Below are 19,507 nucleotides of genomic sequence, written 5' to 3' on the forward strand. Positions count from 1 at the left end.
GCAAGGTGGTTCAAGCGCTGGCCCGTTCGGGCGTCACTCTTGCGCAGTGACCATGTGCCACAATGTCTCGACCAGCACGGCGTAGCCCTTGTCGAGAGCTTCAGGTGCCGTGAATTCACGCGGATTGTGGCTGAGGCCGCCTTGGCTGGGCACGAATATGAGTGAAGCCGGAATGCGTTTCTGGATCGCCAGGGCATCATGCCCCGTGATGGTCTTGAGAGTCATGGCCTTGCAGCCGAGATCGCTCGCAACGGCCATGATCAACTCGACACCAGCCGGATCGAGCAAGGGGGCCGACCGCCTCTCGTCGGCGGCTATCGAGATGCTGACTCCGATCTCGCGAGCCTCTCGCTCGATCCGCTTCAGAAATCGGTCACTGATAGCGACAACGACGGCTTCGTCTTCGTGTCGGATCTCGAACCAGACCCTCGCTTGGCCCGCCACCACATTCGGCGAATTCGGGTAGACACTGATGCGAGCCGCCGAGGCATGCGCGCCGGCGTTCTCGCGCGCGACTTCGACATAGAGGGATTCGATCGCACGCGCGGCCGCGCGCAGCGCGTCTCGGCGCATCGACATCGGCATCGGTCCCGTATGCGAATAATCACCCTCGAAGACGACCGATATCTTGCGGGTCATCCAGGCGCCGGAAACCGCGGCAATGTCCCCTGAGGCCCGCTCAAGCCGATCGCCCTGTTCCACGTGAAGTTCCACATAGCGTACCGGGCGAAGCTCGAGTGGCGTGACACCACAATAGCCGATCGCGGCCAGCGCAGCGCCGAGCGTGACGCCGTCGCCGTCTACGCAGGCATAGGCATTCTGCAAGCTCAAGCTGCCGGCGAAGACGGAGCTACCGGTCAGGCTGGGCTGAAAACGGGCTCCCTCCTCATTGGTCCAGTTTGCGACAGCCAGATTACGTCGTGCGGCGCCGGGGGTCGCAAGACAACGCTCCCTGACCGCTTCCACCGCAAGGAGTCCTGCCAACACACCATAGGCACCATCGTATCGACCGCCCGTCGGCTGAGAATCGAGGTGCGAGCCGGTGATCACGACGTCGTCCGACGCAGGGGCAAGAATTGCGACGCCGAACATGTTGCCGATCGCATCGATCCTCGGCGCGAGGCCGCGTTCGCCGATCTCGCGCAGAAACAGATCTCGCGCCTGCTTGTCGAGCGCCGTTGCTGCAAGCCTGCAGACGCCGCCGTCATCGGTTGCACCAAACGCCGCAAAGCCTGCGATGAGATCGTGCAACGCGATCATGTTCCGAGATCGCCACGAATGGCTGCAAGCGTCAGTTGCTCGAACTCCGCTTCGGTCAACCGCCGGGGATTGCCGCCCGCGGTCGGATCCTTCACCGCATCGGCCGCAATTGCCCGGGCGTCACTCTCCTTCACACCGAGCTCGGCCAAAGTATGCGGCACGCCAAGCTTCTTTCGCAAGGCCAGGATCCAGGACAAAACCGCATCGAAACCATGGTTCGGCAAATTCAGCGCGCGAGCTATGTGCGGAATCTTGTCGGCGATCGCATCTTTATTGCAGACAACGACGTAAGGAAAGACCACAGCATTGGTCAGTCCATGATGGGTGTCGTAGCGCGCACCGACCGGATGGGAAACGGAATGGATTGCGCCCAGTCCCTTCTGGAACGCGGTAGCTCCCATCGACGCAGCCGCGAACATGTACGATCTGGCTTCGAGATCGCGACCATTCTCGACCGCACGCGGCAGGTAGGTGTCGACGATCTTCATCCCCTCAAGGGCAATGCCGTCGGCGAGCGGATGAAATACCTTGACGCAATAAGCCTCGAAGCAGTGCGACAGCGCGTCCATGCCGGTCGCCATCGTCAGAAACGGCGGGAGCCCAATTGCAAGCTCGGGATCCTCGATCGCGATCTTCGGCATCATCATCGGATGGAAGATGATCTTCTTCTCATGCGCGTCCTCGCGCGTGATCACGACGGCACGGCCCACCTCGGAACCCGTGCCGGCCGTGGTCGGCACGGCGATGATCGGTACGATGCCATTCGTGTTGGCGCGGGTCCACCAGTCGTCGACGTCCTCGAAGTCCCATACAGGTCGCGACTGCGCCACCATGAACGCAACGCATTTTCCGACGTCCAGCGCCGAACCTCCCCCGACCGCGATCACGCCGTCATGGCCGCCCGCCTTGAATGCCGCAACACCCGCACGCAAATTCGATTCCGTCGGATTGGCCTTCACGTCGGAGAATACGCCGAGCGGGATATCCGCCTCGCGAACGCGACTGACGATGCCGGCGATGAGGTCGGTCTTGGCAAGACCATGGTCGGTCACCAGCAGAGGCCTGGCAAGGCCGTATGTCCCGCACGCCTCGGCAAGCTCGGCGATGCGTCCCGGACCGGCGATGACGCGTGTCGGAAAATTCCAGGCCCCGGTGATTTGGACATCCATATGCGGCTCTCAGTGCTCGATGCGAAGGTGGAATGATTTTGGTCGGGTCAGCGCCTCAAAGCCGAGGCCCGACATGCCGGTGGCTGCGATTGGGCGGCGGGCAACCTCGCTGCCATCGATCGGTGAAATGCAGACAAAGTCGTTCACGGAAAGTTACTCGTTCGAGGGAAGGAGAAGCGGGATCAGATGATCTCGAAATAGCGAGCAAGCTCCCAATCGGTGATGGCCTTGCGGAATTCGCGCTCCTCCCACTGCCGTGTCATGGCGTAGTGATCGACGAAGACGTCGCCAAACAGATTGCGGGCCGCCTGCGAAGCCATCAATCGCTCGGCGGCTTCCGACAGCGTGCGCGGAAACACACGCTCGGGCGGGTGACTTCGCTCATAGGCATTCCCGACGATTGGCTCGCTCGGTTCGATCTTGTGTTCGATCCCCCAGAGTCCCGATCCCAGCGCCGCGGCAATCGCAAGGTACGGGTTGATATCGGCGGCGGCGACCCGGTACTCGACTCGTTGGCTAGCCGGCTTGCCTGGAATGACCCGCAGCGCACAGGTTCGATTCTCGATTCCCCAGGTCGCATCCGTCGGTGCCCAGAAGCCCGGTACCAGACGCGAATAGCTGTTCACGGTGGACGCAACCATCGCAAGCAGATCCGGCAGCAATGCCTGCTGACCGCCGACAAACCAGCGCATGGTATCGGACATGTTGCCTGGACGCCCGCTCTGGTAAAATGCCGGATTGCCGTCCTTGTCGCGCAGCGAGAGATGCAGGTGCCCGGACTGGCCGGGATACGCGTTCGACCATTTGGCCATGAAGGTGAGCATCTTGCCTTGGCGCTCGGCCCAGACTTTCGAAAAGGTCTTGAACAGCACCGCGCGATCCGCCGCCGCGAGCGCATCGGTGTACAGGATCGCCGCTTCCAGGACTCCGGGGCCGGTCTCGGTGTGCAGACCCTCGATCGGCATATCCATCTCGTCGCACAGCTTGAGCAGCGAGCGATGGAACTCCGACTCCACCGAGGCGCGCAGCATGGAATAGCCGAACCAGCCCGGCGTGAGATTCCTCAGCCCGCGAAAGCCCTTTTCCCGCACGCTGTGTGGCGTTTCATCGAACACGAAGAATTCAAACTCGGCCGCCACTGACGGGGCAAATCCCATGCCTTCGGCACGATCGATGACCCGGCGGAGCAGCCGGCGCGGGCACAGCTTTTCCGCTTCGCCCTCGAACTCGCCGAGGAAGAACAGCATGTTCTCTTCCATCGGGATATCGCGGCAGGTCGCCGGATCGATGCGGGCAGTGGCGTCCGGAAAAGACGTGTGCCACCCGGTAAACTTGCCGGCGTCGTACATCTGGTCGTTGGAATCCCAACCGAAGATGATGTCGCAGAAGCTGAGGCCGCCCTCCAATGCGCCAAAGAACTTGTCACGCGCGAGATATTTTCCACGAATGACGCCGTCAAGATCGACAATCCCAAGCTTGACGTGGGACAGGCCTCGCTCCTCGACCAGAGCCCTGGCATCGGCGGCGGATTTTACGTTTCTTGCATCCATGAACTTCGAACGAGCCCCTCAAGCCGCCAAGATCGCGCGCAACTCTTCGTCGCAGGCGGTGATGAACATATCCGCGTGATCCGTGCCGAAACACAGCGGCGGACGAATTTTGAGCGTACTGCCGAATGGTCCGGCGGCGCCGATCAGGAAGCCGCGCTGGCGCAGGCGGTTGATCAGCGTGATCGCGAGCTCCGGCGCCGGCTCCCTGCTGTCACGATCAGTTACGAGCTCGAGCCCGATGAACAGACCGGCACCGCGAACATCCCCGATCTGGATGTGCCGATTGCCGATCTCGCGCAATCCGTCCATCAGATGACGTCCGACCTCGCGCGCATTCTGCAACAGGCCCTCATCATTGATCACGTCGAGCACCGCAAGCCCCGCCGCAGCGGCCACCGGGTTGCCGCCGAACGTGTTGAAGTACTTCACTTCCGCCGCAAAACAATCGAGCAATGGTGCACGCAGAGCGACGCCTCCCATGGGGAACCCATTGCCCATGGGCTTGCCCATGGTCACGATGTCGGGGACGACACCATGACGCGCGAAGCCCCACATGGCTGCACCTGTGCGTCCAAAACCGGGCTGCACCTCGTCGGCAATGAACAGGCCCTTGCGTTCGTGGACGAGTTTCACGGTCGGCGCCAGGAAGCCGGCCGGATCGGAATAGACACCGTCGCTCGAAAAGATCGTATCCACCAGCAGCCCTGCAAACCCGACACCGCTTCGCTCGAGATCGGTAATTGCCGCAGCAACACCGTCGGCGAAACGCCGACCGGGATCGCCAACGGGATTGCGGAACATCTCAGGCGCCGGCACCACCCGCACATGGGACGGCAATGGTTGGCCGGGACGTGAGGACGGCGATACATCGGTCACGGCTGCAGTATTGCCGTGATACGCCGTCTCCGTGACGATGAAGCCGGCCCGGCCGGTTGCGACCTTCGCGATCCGCAGCGCCAGATCGTTAGCCTCGCTCCCGGTGCACGTCAGCGCCAGATGATCGATCTCGGATGGAAAGGTCGCCAGCAAGCGCTCCGCATAGACATCGACCACGTCGTTGAGATAGCGCGTGTGGATGTTGACCACGCCGACTTGGCGGCGAACGGCCTCGACGACGCGAGGGTGCGAATGCCCGACTGACGGGACGTTGTTATAGAGATCGAGATATCGGCGGCCTTCGAGGTCGAACATGTAGACGCCTTCGGCGCGCTCCATTCGGATCGGCTCCTCGTAAAACAGGACCGAAGCCTTGCCGAAGGATCGCAGGCGTCGTTGCACCGCCTCCCCGAGTTCGGCGCCCATCGCGGACGCGCGGCTCTGGTCGAAGGCGTTCAACGCCAGAATTTCTCGTTCCTTCTGCACCGCACGCCTCCTCTGACCGCGCCTTGCGCAAGTCAAAGCGATCACTGCAGCGATCGTGCCGCAGCCATTCCACGACCAGCTTGGAGAAATGTGTGAATTCCCACAACGTCAAGCTGATCAGAGGCAAGAAACATCAGAGCCTCAGGCACACAGCCTCTGGCGTTCGGAAATACTATTTTGTTTTCAATATATTAAGCCGATGCCGACGTGACTTGCGGCGATATCGGGCATTTGGCTGCACAAAATTTGAGGGAGTTGCCACAAAATTAGTGTATCTTTCCAATCTACCGTGAGAAAGAATTCCTTGTGCCGACGGCTGGGCAGGTGAGGACACCCCAATGACGAGCGAGCCGCTACAGACCAGCGACGCCTCCGGGGCCGACAAGCGGCCACGAAAGACCGATGGCGATCGCCTCTCGAAGCTGGCGCGCCACAAGCACATCATCGCGCAACTCACCGCCGCCCCTACCCTGCGCGCCTCCGAGATTGCGGCGTCGCTTGGTGTATCCGGCGAAACCATACGCCGTGACCTCGTTGAGCTTCAGGAACAGAAGCTCATCAACCGGACCTATGGCGGCGCCTCCCGCCCGTTTGCGCTCGAGCCGGCTCTCACCGATCGCAAGGCGCTCATGATCGCCGAACGCGAAGCGATCGCCGCCGTGATCGCCGACCTCGTTCTGCCAAACGAAGTCCTGATGCTGGCCGCGGGCGCCACGACGTTTCACGTCGCGAGACGATTGGCTTTGCGCGCGCGCGACATCACGGTCATCACGCACGACTATGCGATTGCTGGCGCGCTCGCCGTCAACTCCTCCATCAGGGTGCTGTGCTGCCCGGGCCGCTATCACCCGACCGAAGGCTACGTGTTCGGTACACAGACAATCGCCAACATCAACAGCTACGAGGCCAACCGTGCCATCGTGAGTGCGACAGGCATCAGCGCCCGGGGCGCGAACGATGCGGATGACGAGGCTGGCGCGATCTATGGCGCGATGGTGAAGCGCGCTGCGGAAGCGATCCTGGTCGCCGATCACAGCAAATTCGACCAGCGCGCTCTGACCGTGTTTGCGCAATGGACCGATATCGACCGTCTGGTTACCGATCGGCATCCGGAAGGATCTCTGGCAACGGCACTCCGTGAAGCCGGAACGGAGTTGATTGTTGCCCAACCCTGAGAAAGACCAAACCATGGCAAGCCTCACATCTCTTGCTTCTCGCGAGGAGTATACCGGCCTTGATGGTGACGGAGACAAGGGTCCTGCGCTGCATCAACGAACCAGGATCGGTCGCCTCGATCTCGAACTCGTCGAGCCGCACCGAGCCTTCACCTGCAGTTGGAAACGCACCTCCAGCATCCACGGTGCTTCCTATGCGCTTGTCTTTCCCCTGACGGGCTGTGTGGCATTCAGCCAGGACGGCCGCGTCGGTATTGCCAGGGCCGGCGAGTATGTCCTGCTCAGTGAACTCGCCTTCTACGAATTGTCGACCGACAAGGCCGCTCGCTTTCTGGTGCTTCGAATCCCGGCCGCGGAGCTGCGCGGACGTCTCGTGTCGATCGAGGATCACATCAGCCGGCGCTTCAAGCCAAACGAACAGATGACCCGCCTTCTGGCCGGAATGATCGGAAACGTGGCCGAGCTGTTCATCGAGCTTCCGGCGCCGAATCCACAGGCGCTTGCAACCGAAGTCATCAGCTTCGTAGCGCTCACGATCGGCTCGGAGGACCGGGGCGCCGCCACGGACGTCCGCAATGCGCGCTATCATCTGCGTCGCAGGATCGTTGATTTCATCGAAATCCATCTCGGCGACCAGTCCCTCTCACCGAAGAAAATTGCGGCCAGCAGCCGAATCTCGCTGAGCTATCTCTACAGTCTGTTCACGGACAACGAGACCACAGTCAGCCAGTTCGTACAGACCAAGCGGCTGCAGCGAGCCTACGAAATCCTGGTTGCCGATCCCAAGGGCCACCGTACCGTGTCAGAGGTCGCCTACGAAGTGGGCTTCAAGAACGTCTCGCATTTCTCGCGCTGCTTCAGCCGTCACTTCAAGGTGGCCCCGCGTGACGTTCGCCAGGCGCCGGAAGCCGCGCCCCGGCCCGGTGCTGCCGAACCGAACGAATCGTCTTCGCCACGATTGGCCTCCTCACGCAGGGCTTTCGGATCTCCGTATTGGGACGTCCACAAGCAAGAGCTTCGCGAGACGGTTTAGAGCCGAATTCCCAAGGCCAGCCGTTGCGCAGCTCTGCGCGACGCGCTTTCCCCTGGAGCGAGCATTGGACGACATTCAAGACAAGATTTCCGCGAACGAACTCGCTTCGTTCTTCGATGAACTCGCCGAAATGGCCGGCCGGATCGCGTTGACCTACTTTCGGTCCAGCGTCGATTTCGTACGCAAGCAGGACTTGACGCCGGTGACGATCGCCGATCGCGCGATCGAAGTGGAATTACGCCGCCTGATTGGCGCGCGCTTCCCCGATCACGGCATCCTCGGTGAGGAAATGGGATCGACCCTGGGCGATCGCTACACCTGGTATCTCGATCCGATCGACGGAACGAAGAGCTTCATCTCCGGAATGCCGCTGTTCGGCACGCTTGTCGCGCTGGCCGATGAGCGCGACGGGTCGGTTGTCGCCGGCATGATCGACATGCCGGCGCTGGCCGAACGGTGGTACGGCACGCCGCGTGGGGTCACGTTCAACGGCAAGCCGGCCAAGGTGAGCCGCACGGCAAGATTGGAAGACGCGCAGATCTACACATCCTCGCCGGACTTCTTTACGTCGCAGGATTGGGCTCGCTACGATCTGCTGAGCAAGAAGGCCATGTTCCGACGATTTGGCGGCGATTGCTATCAATATGGGCTGCTGGCGTCCGGCCATTGCGATCTCGTCGTCGAGACGTCGCTCAAGTCGTTCGACTTCATGGCATTGATTCCCGTGGTCGAGGGCGCCGGCGGAATCATACGCGACTGGGATGGGCGGCCGCTCACACCGGACTCCGACGGACGCGTGATCGCCGCAGCGAACGACAGCTTGCTCAAACAGGCCCTGACCGTCCTGAAGCAATAGCCACGAGAGGCGGCCCGGGCCGGCTCACACCAGCCGCAACCAGCTGTCCCAGCGCGGATCATACATCACGTCCCGGGCGCGCATGTATTTCCAGACACCGTACTTCTGGTAGTCAAAATCCCAGCTGTTGAGCTTGCGGTTGACGACCGCCCATGAGGCCCATTTCATGTCCGCGAGCGCACGGTTGAGAATGACGCGGGCAATCATCTGCGGACGAACCTCGCCCAGATATTGCTCGATGAGGGCTTCCGTCAGCTTCTCGTCAAAGAACATTTCGGCAAACAACACGCCGAGCTCGTAGCTGCGCTCATTGTTGGAGGCAAACTCGTAGTCGATCAGCTTCATCGGCCTGGGCGCGCCGGTCTCGGCCGAAATGAGGAAATTTCCCGGCATGGGATCGTTGAAGCACGGCACGAGATCGAGGCCCGACGCCAGGAAGGCTGACTTGGCCTGATTGTAACGGTGCATCAGCCAAGGCATGTCCTGCGGGAAATGCGACCCCAGTTCCTTGCCTTGCTCGATGTGTTCCTCGATCATGTCGAAGATCGTCTTGGTCTGGCCGAGCTTGGGGCCGCCATGCAGTCGACGATAGAGATCGAGAACGTCGGACTGGATGGCCGAATCGCCGAAATCCGCATTGGTGCAGGCGCGATAGCCCTCCAGAAATTCGCTGATCTCCAGCCCGTCCGCCGCGTCGAAGAAGACGACCTCCGGCCCGACACCCATGGCATGGGCATTGCGCGCGGCCTCGTTGGCGGTGACGCGATTGATGAACATTTCCGAGCCCTCGCCCGGCACCTTGACGAAATAGCGACGCCCGTCGCCGGCAATCTCGACCAGCCAGTTCTGGTTCGACAGGCCGCCGACCAGCGGCGCGTAGGCGCCCTCCTTGCCGCGCCATTGCGGGACGCGAGCGATTGCGGCTTCGATGTTGCGTTCGTGAAGCGTGGTCCCCTCACCAACTTTTCTACGAACGGTCATGCTATCCTCCGAAGCATCTCGCCAAAGCGGGGCTCCCGAACCACCATGCGGCAACGCACGAAGCGCCAACTGGCAAATTTGTAGAACTCCAGCGTGTTGCGTGCCGATTTGGCGGCGAGCAGCGCGCCGATCAATCCCCAGCGCAGATCATCAGCCACGCCGTAAATCCGCGCACGGTTGAATGCAACCTCCTCGAAGATCGCGGTGCTGCGGGTGAAAACGTCGCGTGCCTCGGGCTCCTGTGCACAGGCCTCGACCAGGAAGCTGCCGATATCCTCCAACGGGTCGGTCGTTGTCGCGCGATCCCAATCGATCAGACGAACCTCGCCTGCGTCGCTGATCAGGATATTCGACACATTGCCGTCGCCATGGATCGGCACCGCCTTGATATCCAGCGCTCGGAAGGCGTCGGCCGCAAAGCGCAACTCCTTGACCAGCCATTCGGCATCCGACGGCAATTGGGCCTTCGCGGCCGCCGCCGCAGCATAGAAATGCTCAATCTCGTCAAAGACACTCTTGCGGCGTGGCAGCGGTGGTCCGGCTTGAAACAGGCGCATCGCCGCAATGACGGCGTCAACGATCTCGGGCTCGAGCATCCGTTCCAATGTACCGACCCGCCAGCCCTGGTTGAGATCCTCCATCACCAGCAGGCCGGCCTTCGGGTCAGCCATCAGCACTTTGGGCCCGATGCCGAGATCGGATGCACGCTGCGCCGCCTCGAAGGCGCACGCCACGTCGATATAGAGCTTCGCATCACGATCCATGGCCTTGATGAAGATGCTCACGCCACCGCCCTTCCTGGTGGCGCGCCAGGGAAAGCCGTCGACACCTCGCCAGCTTGGCGAAGCCAGGATCGGGATGGCGGGTTCGATCACGATGTCTCCGGACCCCCATCCTGGGAGCCCGGCAATGGTATTCCGGATGGTGGCCGGTTCCGTTCCAGATTGACTCATGGCGACTTCTGATCTCTTGCGATTGCCGTTCAGCCGACCTTCATGTCCGCCAAATTTGATCAGGACTGATTTTGATCAGGACAGATGCAAAAGGGATGCCTCGCGCTCCACCAAAACATGCCGTTCGAGCGGCGGCTCTACCCCAACGCAGGCTATTTTCGCTATCCGGGACAGTGATCCGGAACGCTACTCATTGAGGCCACCATGTCTGCTGCAGAACTGATCGGGATGAGCCTTGCCGAGTTGACCGAGGCTTACGCCTCGCGTGCGCTATCGCCGGTAGACGTGCTGCGAGCCGTCCTCAGCCATTCCGAAGACGTCAATCCCGCGATCAACGCCTTGTTCAGCTTCCGTCCAGAGCAGGCCACGGCCAGCGCGCAACAGTCTGAAGCCCGATGGAAGGCCGGAGCTCCGCTGGGTCCGCTCGATGGCGTTCCGATGACCGTCAAGGACAGCGTCGCCATGGTCGGCTGGCCCTACTTTCATGGTATCGGGGCCAACCGCGCCCTGCCGCCCTCAAACTACGATTCGCCACCGGCGATCGCGCTGCACGAAGCCGGCGCTGTGATCTTTGCAAAAACCACCATGCCGGATTGCGGCCTGATGGCGTCAGGCATCAGTTCGCTGCACGGCATCACCCGCAACCCCTGGGGACTTGCCTGGAATACCGGCGGCTCGTCGGCGGGCGCCGGCGCGTCGGTCGCGGCCGGCGCCGGATATGTCTCCGTCGGTACGGATATCGCGGGCTCGGTCCGCCTGCCGGCCGCGCATTGCGGCCTCGCCGGGCTGAAACCAACGCACGGACGCGTGCCGCATCTGCCGGCCGATACGATGCGCATGGCCGGTCCCATGGGCCGCAGCGTCGACGACGTCGCACGCCTGCTGAGCGTGCTGACGCGGCAGGACGAGCGCGATACCTGGAGCCTCCCAGCCGACGGCGTGCGCTATCACGAGCGCCTCGCGCGCGATGTGAAGGGATTGAAGATCGGCGTCCTCACCGACATGGGTTTTGGCATGAAGCCCGAGGCGATCGTGCGCAACACCGTCGAGGCGGCCGGAAAGCTGCTGGCCGGAGCAGGCGCGATCGTCGAGCCGTTCACCTCGCCGCTCGATCATGACGCCTATGAGGCCATCGACTTGTTCCTTCAGGTCCGCGGCTATCTCGAATACACGTCCCTGCCCCCACACAGCGACGCGCCAAGCGACATCAATCCCTACGTCCGCGCGTGGAGCCTGGGCGGAGCGAAGCACTCAGGCACCGACCTTTACCGGGCACTCGGCCGGATCGCCAAGATGAAAGCGGCGCTGCTGGCGGCCTTCGAAGGCTGGGACTATGTCATCTCACCGACGCTGCCGGTGGTGAACTTTCCGGCCGAGGAGCCGGGCGTCTCCCGCGAGATGCCGCTCGAGCACACGCTGTTCACCGCCATGTTCAACCAGACCTGCCAGCCCGCCTCGACGGTCTGCATGGCGTTCGATTCCCGGCATCTGCCAATCGGTGTCCAGGTCATCGGCCATCGCTTCGACGATCTTGGCGTGCTGCAGGTGACCAAGGCGCTGGAGGATATGCGTCAAGTCAAGATGGATTGGCCGTTCAAGCCACGGCCCTGATCGCTAGAGCATTGAGGCTTCCAGGCCGGACAACAGAAAATCGAAAACAACCCCATACACAGTAGAAAATCGTCGGCGCGGCTTTGCGGATTTTGCGAATCGATTTGACACGTCGGGCAAAACACTGGCAGAGTGCGATCATCACACTTTGCGATTTCGTTTCGGCGGAGTGTTCGCCCATGCTCCTTCCTGGCGAGCAAGCTCCCTGAGCCAGTCGGCGTCATAGCCATCCGCGAGCAACATGGTTTTGGAAAGCAAGGCGCTGAGGAGCGACATTCGCGTCGTCGTAAAACACGAAACGTGCCCGTTAGGCTGCTTCTGCGAACGTCGCGATGCGTCCGGTCAGCGTGCGCCTTATTATTTTTTGTGCCGCGCTTACCGCCAGGGGTTTCGTTGGCGAACCTTTACATTGAGCCTGAGCTGATTGTTGGCGGCTAACTGCTGTTTGCAACCGGAAATCGGCCCGGCTCTACCAAAGGGCTCTGCCCGATAAGAGCGTCGAATGCACCTGTACGCTCAGAACGCGGGCTGATATGCTTCTATGATTGGGACAGCATGGTCGCCGGTCCGTTAGCCGTCGCATGGCTTCCCGGAATGATGCATGTCGTTCAGATCAAGTCCCGATCCCGCATTGCTCCGGATTTTTCGACGCAAATGGATTATCAAGCGGCTTAATGGTCCCGCGGACAACGCGATGGGAGGTGCGTCATGGCTGCATCTGACTGGCGTCTCGAAGGCGAATGGATCAAGAACTGCAATTGTGCATTTGGCTGCCCCTGCGATTTCAATGCGCCGCCGACCCACGGCAGCTGCAAGGGCTTGGTCGGCATGAGAATCACCAAAGGACATTTCGGGAGTACCAAGCTCGACGGCCTGGTGTTCGCCGCAACCGTCGATTTTCCCGGCGCACTGCATGAGGGCAACGGGCAGATGCAGCCGATCATCGACGAGCGCGCCACGGCGGAGCAGCGCGAGGCCCTGTTCAACATCTTCTCCGGCAAGCATTCAGCCGACGGCACGCTGTTCCATATCTTCAGCCTGATCGTCACCAAGATCCACGATCCGGTCTTCGTGCCATTCGAGTTCACCTTCGATAAGAACGGGCGCGTCGCCAAGCTCGTCGCCAAGGGCGTGCTGGAGACGGAGGTCGAGCCGATCAAGAACCCGGTGACCGGTACGCCACATCGCATCCAGGTCGTCATGCCGGAAGGGTTCGAGCACAAGGCCGCCGAGGTGGCCTCGGCCAACATCCGCTCGACCGGGGCGATCAAGTTCGACACGAAAGGCACGCACAGCTCTCTCGCAAACGTCGTACAGACGCCTGACGGTGTTGCGGCTTGATGCCATGTAAGGTTCTGTCTTTGATCTGACCTAGGCGTGTGTGAGCCCAATGGCTGAGCTGTTGGCCTTGGAATACCTGCTGCGGCGCGACCGCCTTATCGTCGGCGTCGGACTGGCTGTCGTGGTGGCGCTGGCGTGGGCATATCTGGCCACCGGGGCAGGCATGGACGCCGACATGCCCGACATGGCAATGGATATGCCGATGCCGTGGTCGCCGTTCTACGCTGCGCTCGTGTTCGTCATGTGGTGGGTCATGATGATCGCCATGATGGTGCCGAGCGCTGCTCCCACGATCCTGCTATTCACGGCAATCCGCCGCAAGCAAGTGACCTCCGTCAATCCCTCGGCGGAGGCCTGGCTTTTTTTGGGCGGCTATCTGCTGGTGTGGGCAGGTTTCAGCCTCTTCGCGATCCTGACGCAGTGGGGCCTCGAACGCGTCGGGCTATTGTCCATGGCTATGGCAAGCACCAGCCCGGTACTCGGCGGTGTCATTCTGCTCGCCGCAGGACTCTATCAGTTCACGCCGGTCAAGCATGCTTGCCTGCGCTACTGCCAGAGCCCGGTACTATTCCTAAGCCGGTACTGGCAACACGGTGCAGGGGGCGCACTACGCATGGGACTCCGGCACGGAGGCTACTGCCTCGGCTGTTGCTGGTTCCTGATGGCGCTATTGTTCGTTAGCGGGGTTATGAATCTTGTCTGGATTGCGGGCATCGCCCTCTATGTCGCATGCGAGAAATTGCTGCCACACGGCCGCGCATTCAGCCGCGCCGCCGGTGTCGCGCTAAGCGCTTCGGGCGTGTTTCTACTTGCCCGCGCGTTCGTTGCTTAATTGTCGAAGGGCGTCTGCGCATGGCCCGAACACGAAGCCGGGGCGGAGCACTAAATTGTCGGCTCATCGGGGTAGATCGGAAGCGGACGGCCGACCGCCGGAACGGCGCTTTTGACCCGCAGCGGACGTTAGCGGTCAGTCTGCCATGTCATCCAGACCGGGATGTTCTTTGTAGATGTTGTCCTGAAGCATGGTGTCTATCCGAGCGATGATATCGCCAACTGATGTTCTCAATCTCGCAAACTCATCGGCTGGAGAAGCGTCTTTGGCGAGCGAGAGCGCTAGGGACAACTCCTCAATGACGCGCTCTGCGTGCTGTTTAAATCGTGTGGCTGATTTCGCGTCCATAGAACCATCTCGCGGGAACAGGGCCTACCTTGCAAATGGCAGCATACTTGCCTTTGCACCAAGAAGCCTTCCAAATAGCGAGAGCGCTACGATTCCGTTAATGGCCCTTAGCAGACCTTGGCACTTGCTCCTGCGATGTCCATTCCGGACTTCGCGACCCATCAAAAGCCAGTGAACTTCGGGCTAGTTTTTTAATTGGTCTGGGGGACGTTTGGTATGGTGAAACTACCTAACCGAGTGCAATCACCATGGCCCTCAGAGCACTGAAAGAGTTCATTGCCTCCTCGAAGCCCGCTAGCGGATGGCAAGCGGCTGTGATCATCGTCGTGATGCTCCTGCCGCTCCCATTGTACATTCTACTGCCGGTCGGGACTGTCGTTCTTCTGATGAGGTGCCTCCTCAAATATTTAGATACGAAGCAGGATGTTGGTCGCGCAATCCGCCAACAGAATGTCGGCTAGCCCGGAGGCAAGCCGTGAGTAAGGTCAAAACTCCACGGGAAAAGAAGCAACTGAGCTACGCCAACGACCGACGAAACACCTACGGCGAAAATCAGAAGAGTAGTCGAAAGAACATTCCGCGCAGCAAGCAGCTCTCGCATCAGGATGAGCGGCGGGCGGTGCGACAAGCCCTCATCGCTGCGCAGGGGGCCGTTGCGGACGAAGTCGCCGATGAAGCCCAGTCGCAAGCATTGCGCAGAGGTCGAATGAAGAAGCTGAAGGCGTCTCGCAAATCACCGGATACGCCACTAGGCGAAGTGATTGAGCGACGGTTGCTCAGGCGACAAACGAAGACGAGTGATGAATAACTGCCCTGCGTCCGTCATCGCGGCGCCCGAAGATTGACCACGCGCTTAACTCGACATCTGTGTAAGCCCGAAGCCATTTCCGCTTTGCCCATCGGCGAAGTGGCGGCACTTATCCACGAGGTCGGCTCATTGAGGGATGGCGGACGAGATTTGCCCAAGGTTGAGGTCTGTGCATTTTGACCCCATAGCGGAGGTGGTGCCATTCATCAAAGTCGAGCATTTATTGGTACACATGGTAGAGACATCACATTTATGCAACCAAGGTCCCCGCCCATCCGCAGCGCGAAGCCGAGATGCAAAAAGATAACAAGACCCGTCCCTGCACCTGCGCTTTTCGCCAGCAACTGCATTGCGTCAGGTTTCAGATGGGCGAATGCGACCAGAAGCCGATCCCCCATACTTTTGACCACCCTAACGCTAGGTTTGGACGCATCACGCGGCCCGCGCCGTTAGCGAAGAAAAACGATGCCGCCGGTACCACACTGATTTATGTTCCCCTACTTGATGAGGGAACTGAGGTAATTCGCCCGACGTTTGGGCTGTCGCTCGGCGCCTATGTCTACCGAGTTTTAGCAACGCCAGAGTACGATCCTAGTGACGAGCATTGGAAATTTCCTCCGGGGAGCGTTGTCCGCTGTGCTCTGGAAATGCGCAGTGGCGGCGAAGCGTTGGTCGCTCAGGAATTGATCGCGGGATATTGAAATTCAACCATCTGGTCGCGTCCGGTTTTGGACCCGAAGCGGCCTTCACTAGATTTCTCTCAACTGCAAGCAAAGCTGCTAACTTGACGGAAGGTTTTGCCGGGTGAATGATCCATCGGTCGGATCTGAGTAGCAGGATGATAGATCGCGCAGCACGCGACCAGCTTTCGGGGAACCTTAGACACCTGATTGTCGGCGGGATTACCAACGATCAGTTTGAACGCGCTACGCCGGTGGACGACGGGGACCCGGCGATCTGGGCGATTACAGACATGTCGTGGCTCCTCTACAGCGATATGAAGGAGCATCGCTTGGTCGGACGTCACAGCATCGCTCCGGTCTGGAAACGCGAAGTGCTGCGCTGGATTTTGTTTCTCGACGGCGACTTTGAGTACCGCTGGCCGAAGATTTCATTGCCCGGCCTCCACCCCATACGACGTGCTCGCCCGATGTGGCTGAGTTGGCATAACACGATTTCTCACGATCGTGCCTCCGAGTTTCTTGCGGCTGGAGACTACAATGCTTGGCCGTTCATTTCCCGATCCGAGTACAAGCATGCCTTGAGGCATCCGAGACGGCTGGCGGGAAGGCCAAGATCATCACAAACTGAACAGCTCGGGAATTGAACGCGAGCGGCCAAAGATCACCCCCATCAACTGACAGATAGTTGCACCACGTCAACGGAAGCGGTGGGCCACGCCAGAGCGGCGCTTTTGACCCTGAGCCGACCTCTCGCCTATTCATTCAAATTCTAGCATTTGGCATGGTTGACGGTTCACGCGCCCGTTTTACGATCAGACGTGGCTGGTAGCATGACGTGACACACATCTTCGGACTGGTCGCATGAGCGCTTACGTGAGAACCATTTGCTACATTGCTTTCCTGTTCGCGTGGTGTGGCGGATTGTGGAGCTGCGTTCTAGCCGCGAAGCAGCTGCATGCAGCCGGCAACAGTATTTGGACGTTAAATACACGGGCGCGACTGAATGCCTGGAAGGGAGCAAATATTGTGCTCTTCCTTAGCTGTTCGGCCGTCGGTGCCGCTGCAATCCTGACGGCAATCGCAGTCCGGTAAGGCCGCTTCAATCAGCGGCTTCTTTCAATTTCGAAGTCCGCTGTTGGCCCATAGCTGACCTGCCGTGCGCATCCGGCCGAGGACCGCTTGTGGCCCATCGCTGCCTTTGCCCCAGTGCCGCTACATGTCGGTTCAGACGGGCAGAGCGGAAGTTCGCGGCCGAGCGCTAGACCGACGCTTTTGACCCATAACGGACAATCGATGAGCATCTCGTCGAGAGTCGGCACTCGACCCTCGGTGGGCTAGTTTCATTCTAGCGGCGGCTTAAGCTCCATCTCCGCCGCCGCCCATCCCCGGCAGATCGCTGCCACCATTGTCTGTCCGATCTCGTGACGTCTTTGTGCCCTGCCGAACCGCAAAGCCAATAAACCCGACAAGAGCTATGAGGGCGAGGAGTGGTCCTATCCAATTTGGCATCAGCTTCTCCCGTTAGACCGCCTCACTTGGCGACTCTTTCATATCATCCTAAGCGTGCAATGTCGCCTGTTGGTCATGGCTGCCCTTGATTCCGCGCTGCTAAATGTCGGCTCACAGTGGCAGACCGGAAGTTTGCAGATGAGCGCCAAACTGCGCTTTTGACCCGAAGCGGACCTCGTCCTCTTGCTAACTTGGAGGTCGGTCGATCGCCGCTATTATCCTTCCGGGACTCCGGCAATGTGCATTCCTTTAACAATGCGCTTGATTCCGGTGACGAACGCCGCCTCGCCGATCACGGGAGCGCTTTTGACGCGGCGGATGGTAAACCCTGGATCAAGCGCTAGTCCTGCTTTCACCGCGACTTGCGCCTCGTCTAACCTCCCGAGAAGCGCGAGCGTTGCAGCGTATCCGAAATGCAGCAGCGGATAATTTCGATTGGCCTCGATTCCTCGAGCAAACCAGACGGCTGCCTCAGCATCGGCAGCAATCAGCAGCTTGGAAAAGCCGGCCGTATTCATCCACCGGAACGCGGAGATATCGCGAGGAGAGAGCCGCAGGGCTTCATTGATGTGGGCCTCGGTATCGGCAGCGCAACCCATGTAGTTTTTCGCAACGCCCAGCATCTCGTAAGCGTCAGCCAAGTTGGGATCCAGCGCCAAGGCTCGCTCACACTCAGCGGTACCGTGGGCTACGCGATTGGTGCAGATGAGGACAATGGCCAAGGTGAAATGAGCCCAGGCATGGTCCGGCGCAAGGCATAGCGCCCTCAGCACCTTTGTCTCGGCTGCTGCCAGATGTTCGTGGGGCCGGTCGGTTAAGAATAATACTCCGAGTGCGGCCTCAACCGTCGCCGTCCTGCTCAGGGCGTCGGTATGATCGGGATCGATCGCCAGGGATTGTTCAAAAAAACCGCGAGCCTCTGCCAGATATTCGGGTGTCAATCCCTTATTCATGGAATGGCGGCCTCGGAAATAGAGGTCGGCCGCGTCAGGACTTGACCTTCTTGCCGCGCGACGCGACTCTGCGGCAACGAATTGGACGTCGAGAGTCCGGGCAAGTCTGGCCACGATCTCGTCTTGCATTTCCAGCAGGTCGGCGACCGGTTTGTCGAAACGCTCGGCCCACAAATAGCCGCCACTTTCGGCATCCGTCAGTTGCACATTGACCCGGAGGCGGCTTCCACCACGCTGGACCGACCCCTGGAGCACGTAGCGGATATTGAGTTCCTGACCAATCTGCTTGAGATCGACTGACTTGCCCCTGTAAGTGAACGCGGTGTGCCGACCGATAACCAAGGAGCCGCTGATGCGGGAGAGGTCTGTGGTCAGACTCTCGGTGATGCCATCGACGAAGTAGTCTTGCGCCGGATCACCGCTGAGATTTGCGAAAGGCAATACAACGATCGAAAGACGGGGTGGCAAAAGCGAGACCGGTTTTGCCCGCTCAGCCCATCCGAACGCCTGTCTATCCCGGGCCGGGGCGAAGGCCCGGACGGGCCGGGCGATATTTTTGAGGGTGAGTTCGCCAAGATCGACGAACTCAATGCCGACCTTGCCTCTGACTTGATCGTGGGCAGCGGAGGATATGCAGATGCCGCCTGAATCGGCGATGCCCTCAAGCCGAGCCGCGATGTTAACGCCGTCGCCAAAGATGTCATGTGGCTCGACGATCACGTCGCCAATGTTCACGCCTACGCGGAAGGCAATACGTCTGTGTTCCTCCTCGTTCTTTGTAAGTTCGTTGATGCGCGTTTGGAACTGCACAGCGGCTCGAACCGCCTCAACGGAGCTTGTAAACTCCGCCAAGAACCCATCGCCGGTGTTCTTCACGATACGTCCGCCGTGCTCGGCAATCGCTGGTAAGACAACGTGGGCTAGGAGCGCCGTGACCTTGGCGTGTGTAGCCTCTTCGTCATCGTGCATGAGCCGCGAATAGCCAGCCACGTCAGCAACCAATATCGCTGCCAACCTGCGCTCCATCGGGGCGGGGCGATCTTGTACCATAGCACTGGGCCTCGGGCACCCAATTATACGACA

The 19,507-nt window shown here is 60.3% G+C and carries 17 protein-coding genes and 1 pseudogene; 9 read left to right on the forward strand and 9 right to left on the reverse strand.

Going from position 1 to position 19,507, the window contains the following annotated elements:
• Positions 1-33: 33 nt before the first annotated feature.
• From ABIC09_RS13575 to ABIC09_RS13590, 4 genes are all read right to left on the reverse strand, one after another.
• Positions 34-1,260 carry a Zn-dependent hydrolase gene (locus ABIC09_RS13575; RefSeq protein ID WP_354109564.1) on the reverse strand — a complete coding sequence of 409 codons (1,227 nt, stop codon included), beginning with the start codon at positions 1,258-1,260 and terminating at the stop codon, positions 34-36.
• Positions 1,257-2,429, reverse strand: coding sequence for an iron-containing alcohol dehydrogenase (locus ABIC09_RS13580; protein ID WP_354109565.1), 1,173 nt, complete (start codon positions 2,427-2,429; stop codon positions 1,257-1,259). The genes ABIC09_RS13575 and ABIC09_RS13580 overlap by 4 nt, the downstream gene beginning before the upstream one ends.
• A gap of 182 nt (positions 2,430-2,611) precedes the next feature.
• Positions 2,612-3,778, reverse strand: a complete 1,167-nt coding sequence (locus tag ABIC09_RS13585) for a glutamine synthetase family protein (protein ID WP_354109566.1) — start codon at positions 3,776-3,778, stop codon at positions 2,612-2,614.
• Positions 3,779-3,997: 219 nt separating this feature from the next.
• Positions 3,998-5,341, reverse strand: a complete 1,344-nt coding sequence (locus ABIC09_RS13590) for an aspartate aminotransferase family protein (RefSeq protein ID WP_354109567.1) — start codon at positions 5,339-5,341, stop codon at positions 3,998-4,000.
• 338 nt (positions 5,342-5,679) lie between these two features.
• Here ABIC09_RS13590 and ABIC09_RS13595 point away from each other — a divergent pair, with 338 nt between their 5' ends.
• The 3 genes from ABIC09_RS13595 to ABIC09_RS13605 all read left to right on the forward strand — a co-directional run bounded on the left by ABIC09_RS13595 (position 5,680) and on the right by ABIC09_RS13605 (position 8,405).
• A complete protein-coding gene (locus tag ABIC09_RS13595; protein WP_354086500.1) occupies positions 5,680-6,516 on the forward strand; it encodes a DeoR/GlpR family DNA-binding transcription regulator in 837 nt (278 codons plus the stop codon).
• 13 nt (positions 6,517-6,529) lie between these two features.
• Positions 6,530-7,549: a helix-turn-helix domain-containing protein gene (locus tag ABIC09_RS13600; RefSeq protein WP_354109568.1), complete on the forward strand. Its 1,020-nt coding sequence runs from the start codon at positions 6,530-6,532 to the stop codon at positions 7,547-7,549.
• Between the two features lie 64 nt (positions 7,550-7,613).
• Positions 7,614-8,405, forward strand: coding sequence for an inositol monophosphatase family protein (locus ABIC09_RS13605; RefSeq protein ID WP_148749118.1), 792 nt, complete (start codon positions 7,614-7,616; stop codon positions 8,403-8,405).
• Between the two features lie 24 nt (positions 8,406-8,429).
• Here the strand turns inward: ABIC09_RS13605 and ABIC09_RS13610 are convergent, their stop codons facing one another.
• Positions 8,430-9,386, reverse strand: coding sequence for a phosphotransferase (locus ABIC09_RS13610; protein ID WP_354109569.1), 957 nt, complete (start codon positions 9,384-9,386; stop codon positions 8,430-8,432).
• The gene (locus ABIC09_RS13615) at positions 9,383-10,261 is read right to left on the reverse strand and encodes a phosphotransferase (RefSeq protein ID WP_354109570.1); all 879 of its coding nucleotides are present in this window, start codon (positions 10,259-10,261) and stop codon (positions 9,383-9,385) included. The genes ABIC09_RS13610 and ABIC09_RS13615 overlap by 4 nt, the downstream gene beginning before the upstream one ends.
• A gap of 282 nt (positions 10,262-10,543) precedes the next feature.
• Here ABIC09_RS13615 and ABIC09_RS13620 point away from each other — a divergent pair, with 282 nt between their 5' ends.
• Positions 10,544-11,950 carry an amidase gene (locus tag ABIC09_RS13620; protein WP_354109571.1) on the forward strand — a complete coding sequence of 469 codons (1,407 nt, stop codon included), beginning with the start codon at positions 10,544-10,546 and terminating at the stop codon, positions 11,948-11,950.
• Positions 11,951-12,100: 150 nt separating this feature from the next.
• On the opposite strand, the pseudogene ABIC09_RS13625 reads toward ABIC09_RS13620, so the two are convergent.
• A pseudogene (locus tag ABIC09_RS13625) lies at positions 12,101-12,220 on the reverse strand (IS5/IS1182 family transposase); the annotation flags it as partial.
• Positions 12,221-12,658: 438 nt separating this feature from the next.
• On the opposite strand from ABIC09_RS13625, the gene ABIC09_RS13630 reads away from it, so the two are divergent.
• Together ABIC09_RS13630 and ABIC09_RS13635 are read left to right on the forward strand one after the other, a co-directional pair.
• Positions 12,659-13,291, forward strand: a complete 633-nt coding sequence (locus ABIC09_RS13630; protein ID WP_148749122.1) for a DUF1326 domain-containing protein — start codon at positions 12,659-12,661, stop codon at positions 13,289-13,291.
• Positions 13,292-13,340: 49 nt separating this feature from the next.
• Positions 13,341-14,123, forward strand: a complete 783-nt coding sequence (locus ABIC09_RS13635; protein ID WP_354109572.1) for a DUF2182 domain-containing protein — start codon at positions 13,341-13,343, stop codon at positions 14,121-14,123.
• Between the two features lie 135 nt (positions 14,124-14,258).
• On the opposite strand, the gene ABIC09_RS13640 is transcribed toward ABIC09_RS13635, so the two are convergent.
• Complete coding sequence (locus ABIC09_RS13640; protein WP_354086494.1) at positions 14,259-14,471, reverse strand: hypothetical protein; 213 nt, start codon at positions 14,469-14,471, stop codon at positions 14,259-14,261.
• A 475-nt stretch (positions 14,472-14,946) separates the two neighbouring features.
• Between ABIC09_RS13640 and ABIC09_RS13645 the strand changes: the two genes are divergently transcribed.
• The 3 genes from ABIC09_RS13645 to ABIC09_RS13655 all read left to right on the forward strand — a co-directional run bounded on the left by ABIC09_RS13645 (position 14,947) and on the right by ABIC09_RS13655 (position 16,606).
• Positions 14,947-15,279 (forward strand): hypothetical protein, encoded by a 333-nt coding sequence (locus tag ABIC09_RS13645; RefSeq protein ID WP_354109573.1) that lies wholly within the window; start codon positions 14,947-14,949, stop codon positions 15,277-15,279.
• 293 nt (positions 15,280-15,572) lie between these two features.
• Complete coding sequence (locus ABIC09_RS13650) at positions 15,573-15,980, forward strand: hypothetical protein (protein ID WP_354109574.1); 408 nt, start codon at positions 15,573-15,575, stop codon at positions 15,978-15,980.
• A 137-nt stretch (positions 15,981-16,117) separates the two neighbouring features.
• Entirely contained in the window at positions 16,118-16,606 is a 489-nt protein-coding gene (locus ABIC09_RS13655; protein WP_354109575.1) for a hypothetical protein, read from the forward strand.
• A gap of 1,080 nt (positions 16,607-17,686) precedes the next feature.
• Here the strand turns inward: ABIC09_RS13655 and ABIC09_RS13660 are convergent.
• A complete protein-coding gene (locus ABIC09_RS13660) occupies positions 17,687-19,474 on the reverse strand; it encodes an adenylate/guanylate cyclase domain-containing protein (protein ID WP_354109576.1) in 1,788 nt (595 codons plus the stop codon).
• Positions 19,475-19,507: the final 33 nt, after the last annotated feature.

It is taken from the genome of Bradyrhizobium sp. S3.12.5, assembly GCF_040548225.1.
Classification (GTDB): Bacteria; Pseudomonadota; Alphaproteobacteria; order Rhizobiales; family Xanthobacteraceae; genus Bradyrhizobium; species Bradyrhizobium cytisi.

Bases quoted from the DNA above. Each gene is read 5' to 3' on its own strand.
- ABIC09_RS13655 (WP_354109575.1), top strand. From the start codon at position 16,118: ATGATAGATCGCGCAGCACGCGACCAGCTTTCGGGGAACCTTAGACAC.
- ABIC09_RS13620 (WP_354109571.1), top strand. From the start codon at position 10,544: ATGTCTGCTGCAGAACTGATCGGGATGAGCCTTGCCGAGTTGACCGAG.
- ABIC09_RS13660 (WP_354109576.1), bottom strand. From the start codon at position 19,474: ATGGTACAAGATCGCCCCGCCCCGATGGAGCGCAGGTTGGCAGCGATA.
- ABIC09_RS13580 (WP_354109565.1), bottom strand. From the start codon at position 2,429: ATGGATGTCCAAATCACCGGGGCCTGGAATTTTCCGACACGCGTCATC.
- ABIC09_RS13595 (WP_354086500.1), top strand. From the start codon at position 5,680: ATGACGAGCGAGCCGCTACAGACCAGCGACGCCTCCGGGGCCGACAAG.
- ABIC09_RS13575 (WP_354109564.1), bottom strand. From the start codon at position 1,260: ATGATCGCGTTGCACGATCTCATCGCAGGCTTTGCGGCGTTTGGTGCA.
- ABIC09_RS13600 (WP_354109568.1), top strand. From the start codon at position 6,530: ATGGCAAGCCTCACATCTCTTGCTTCTCGCGAGGAGTATACCGGCCTT.
- ABIC09_RS13640 (WP_354086494.1), bottom strand. From the start codon at position 14,471: ATGGACGCGAAATCAGCCACACGATTTAAACAGCACGCAGAGCGCGTC.
- ABIC09_RS13610 (WP_354109569.1), bottom strand. From the start codon at position 9,386: ATGACCGTTCGTAGAAAAGTTGGTGAGGGGACCACGCTTCACGAACGC.
- ABIC09_RS13585 (WP_354109566.1), bottom strand. From the start codon at position 3,778: ATGTACGACGCCGGCAAGTTTACCGGGTGGCACACGTCTTTTCCGGAC.
- ABIC09_RS13630 (WP_148749122.1), top strand. From the start codon at position 12,659: ATGGCTGCATCTGACTGGCGTCTCGAAGGCGAATGGATCAAGAACTGC.
- ABIC09_RS13635 (WP_354109572.1), top strand. From the start codon at position 13,341: ATGGCTGAGCTGTTGGCCTTGGAATACCTGCTGCGGCGCGACCGCCTT.
- ABIC09_RS13650 (WP_354109574.1), top strand. From the start codon at position 15,573: ATGCAAAAAGATAACAAGACCCGTCCCTGCACCTGCGCTTTTCGCCAG.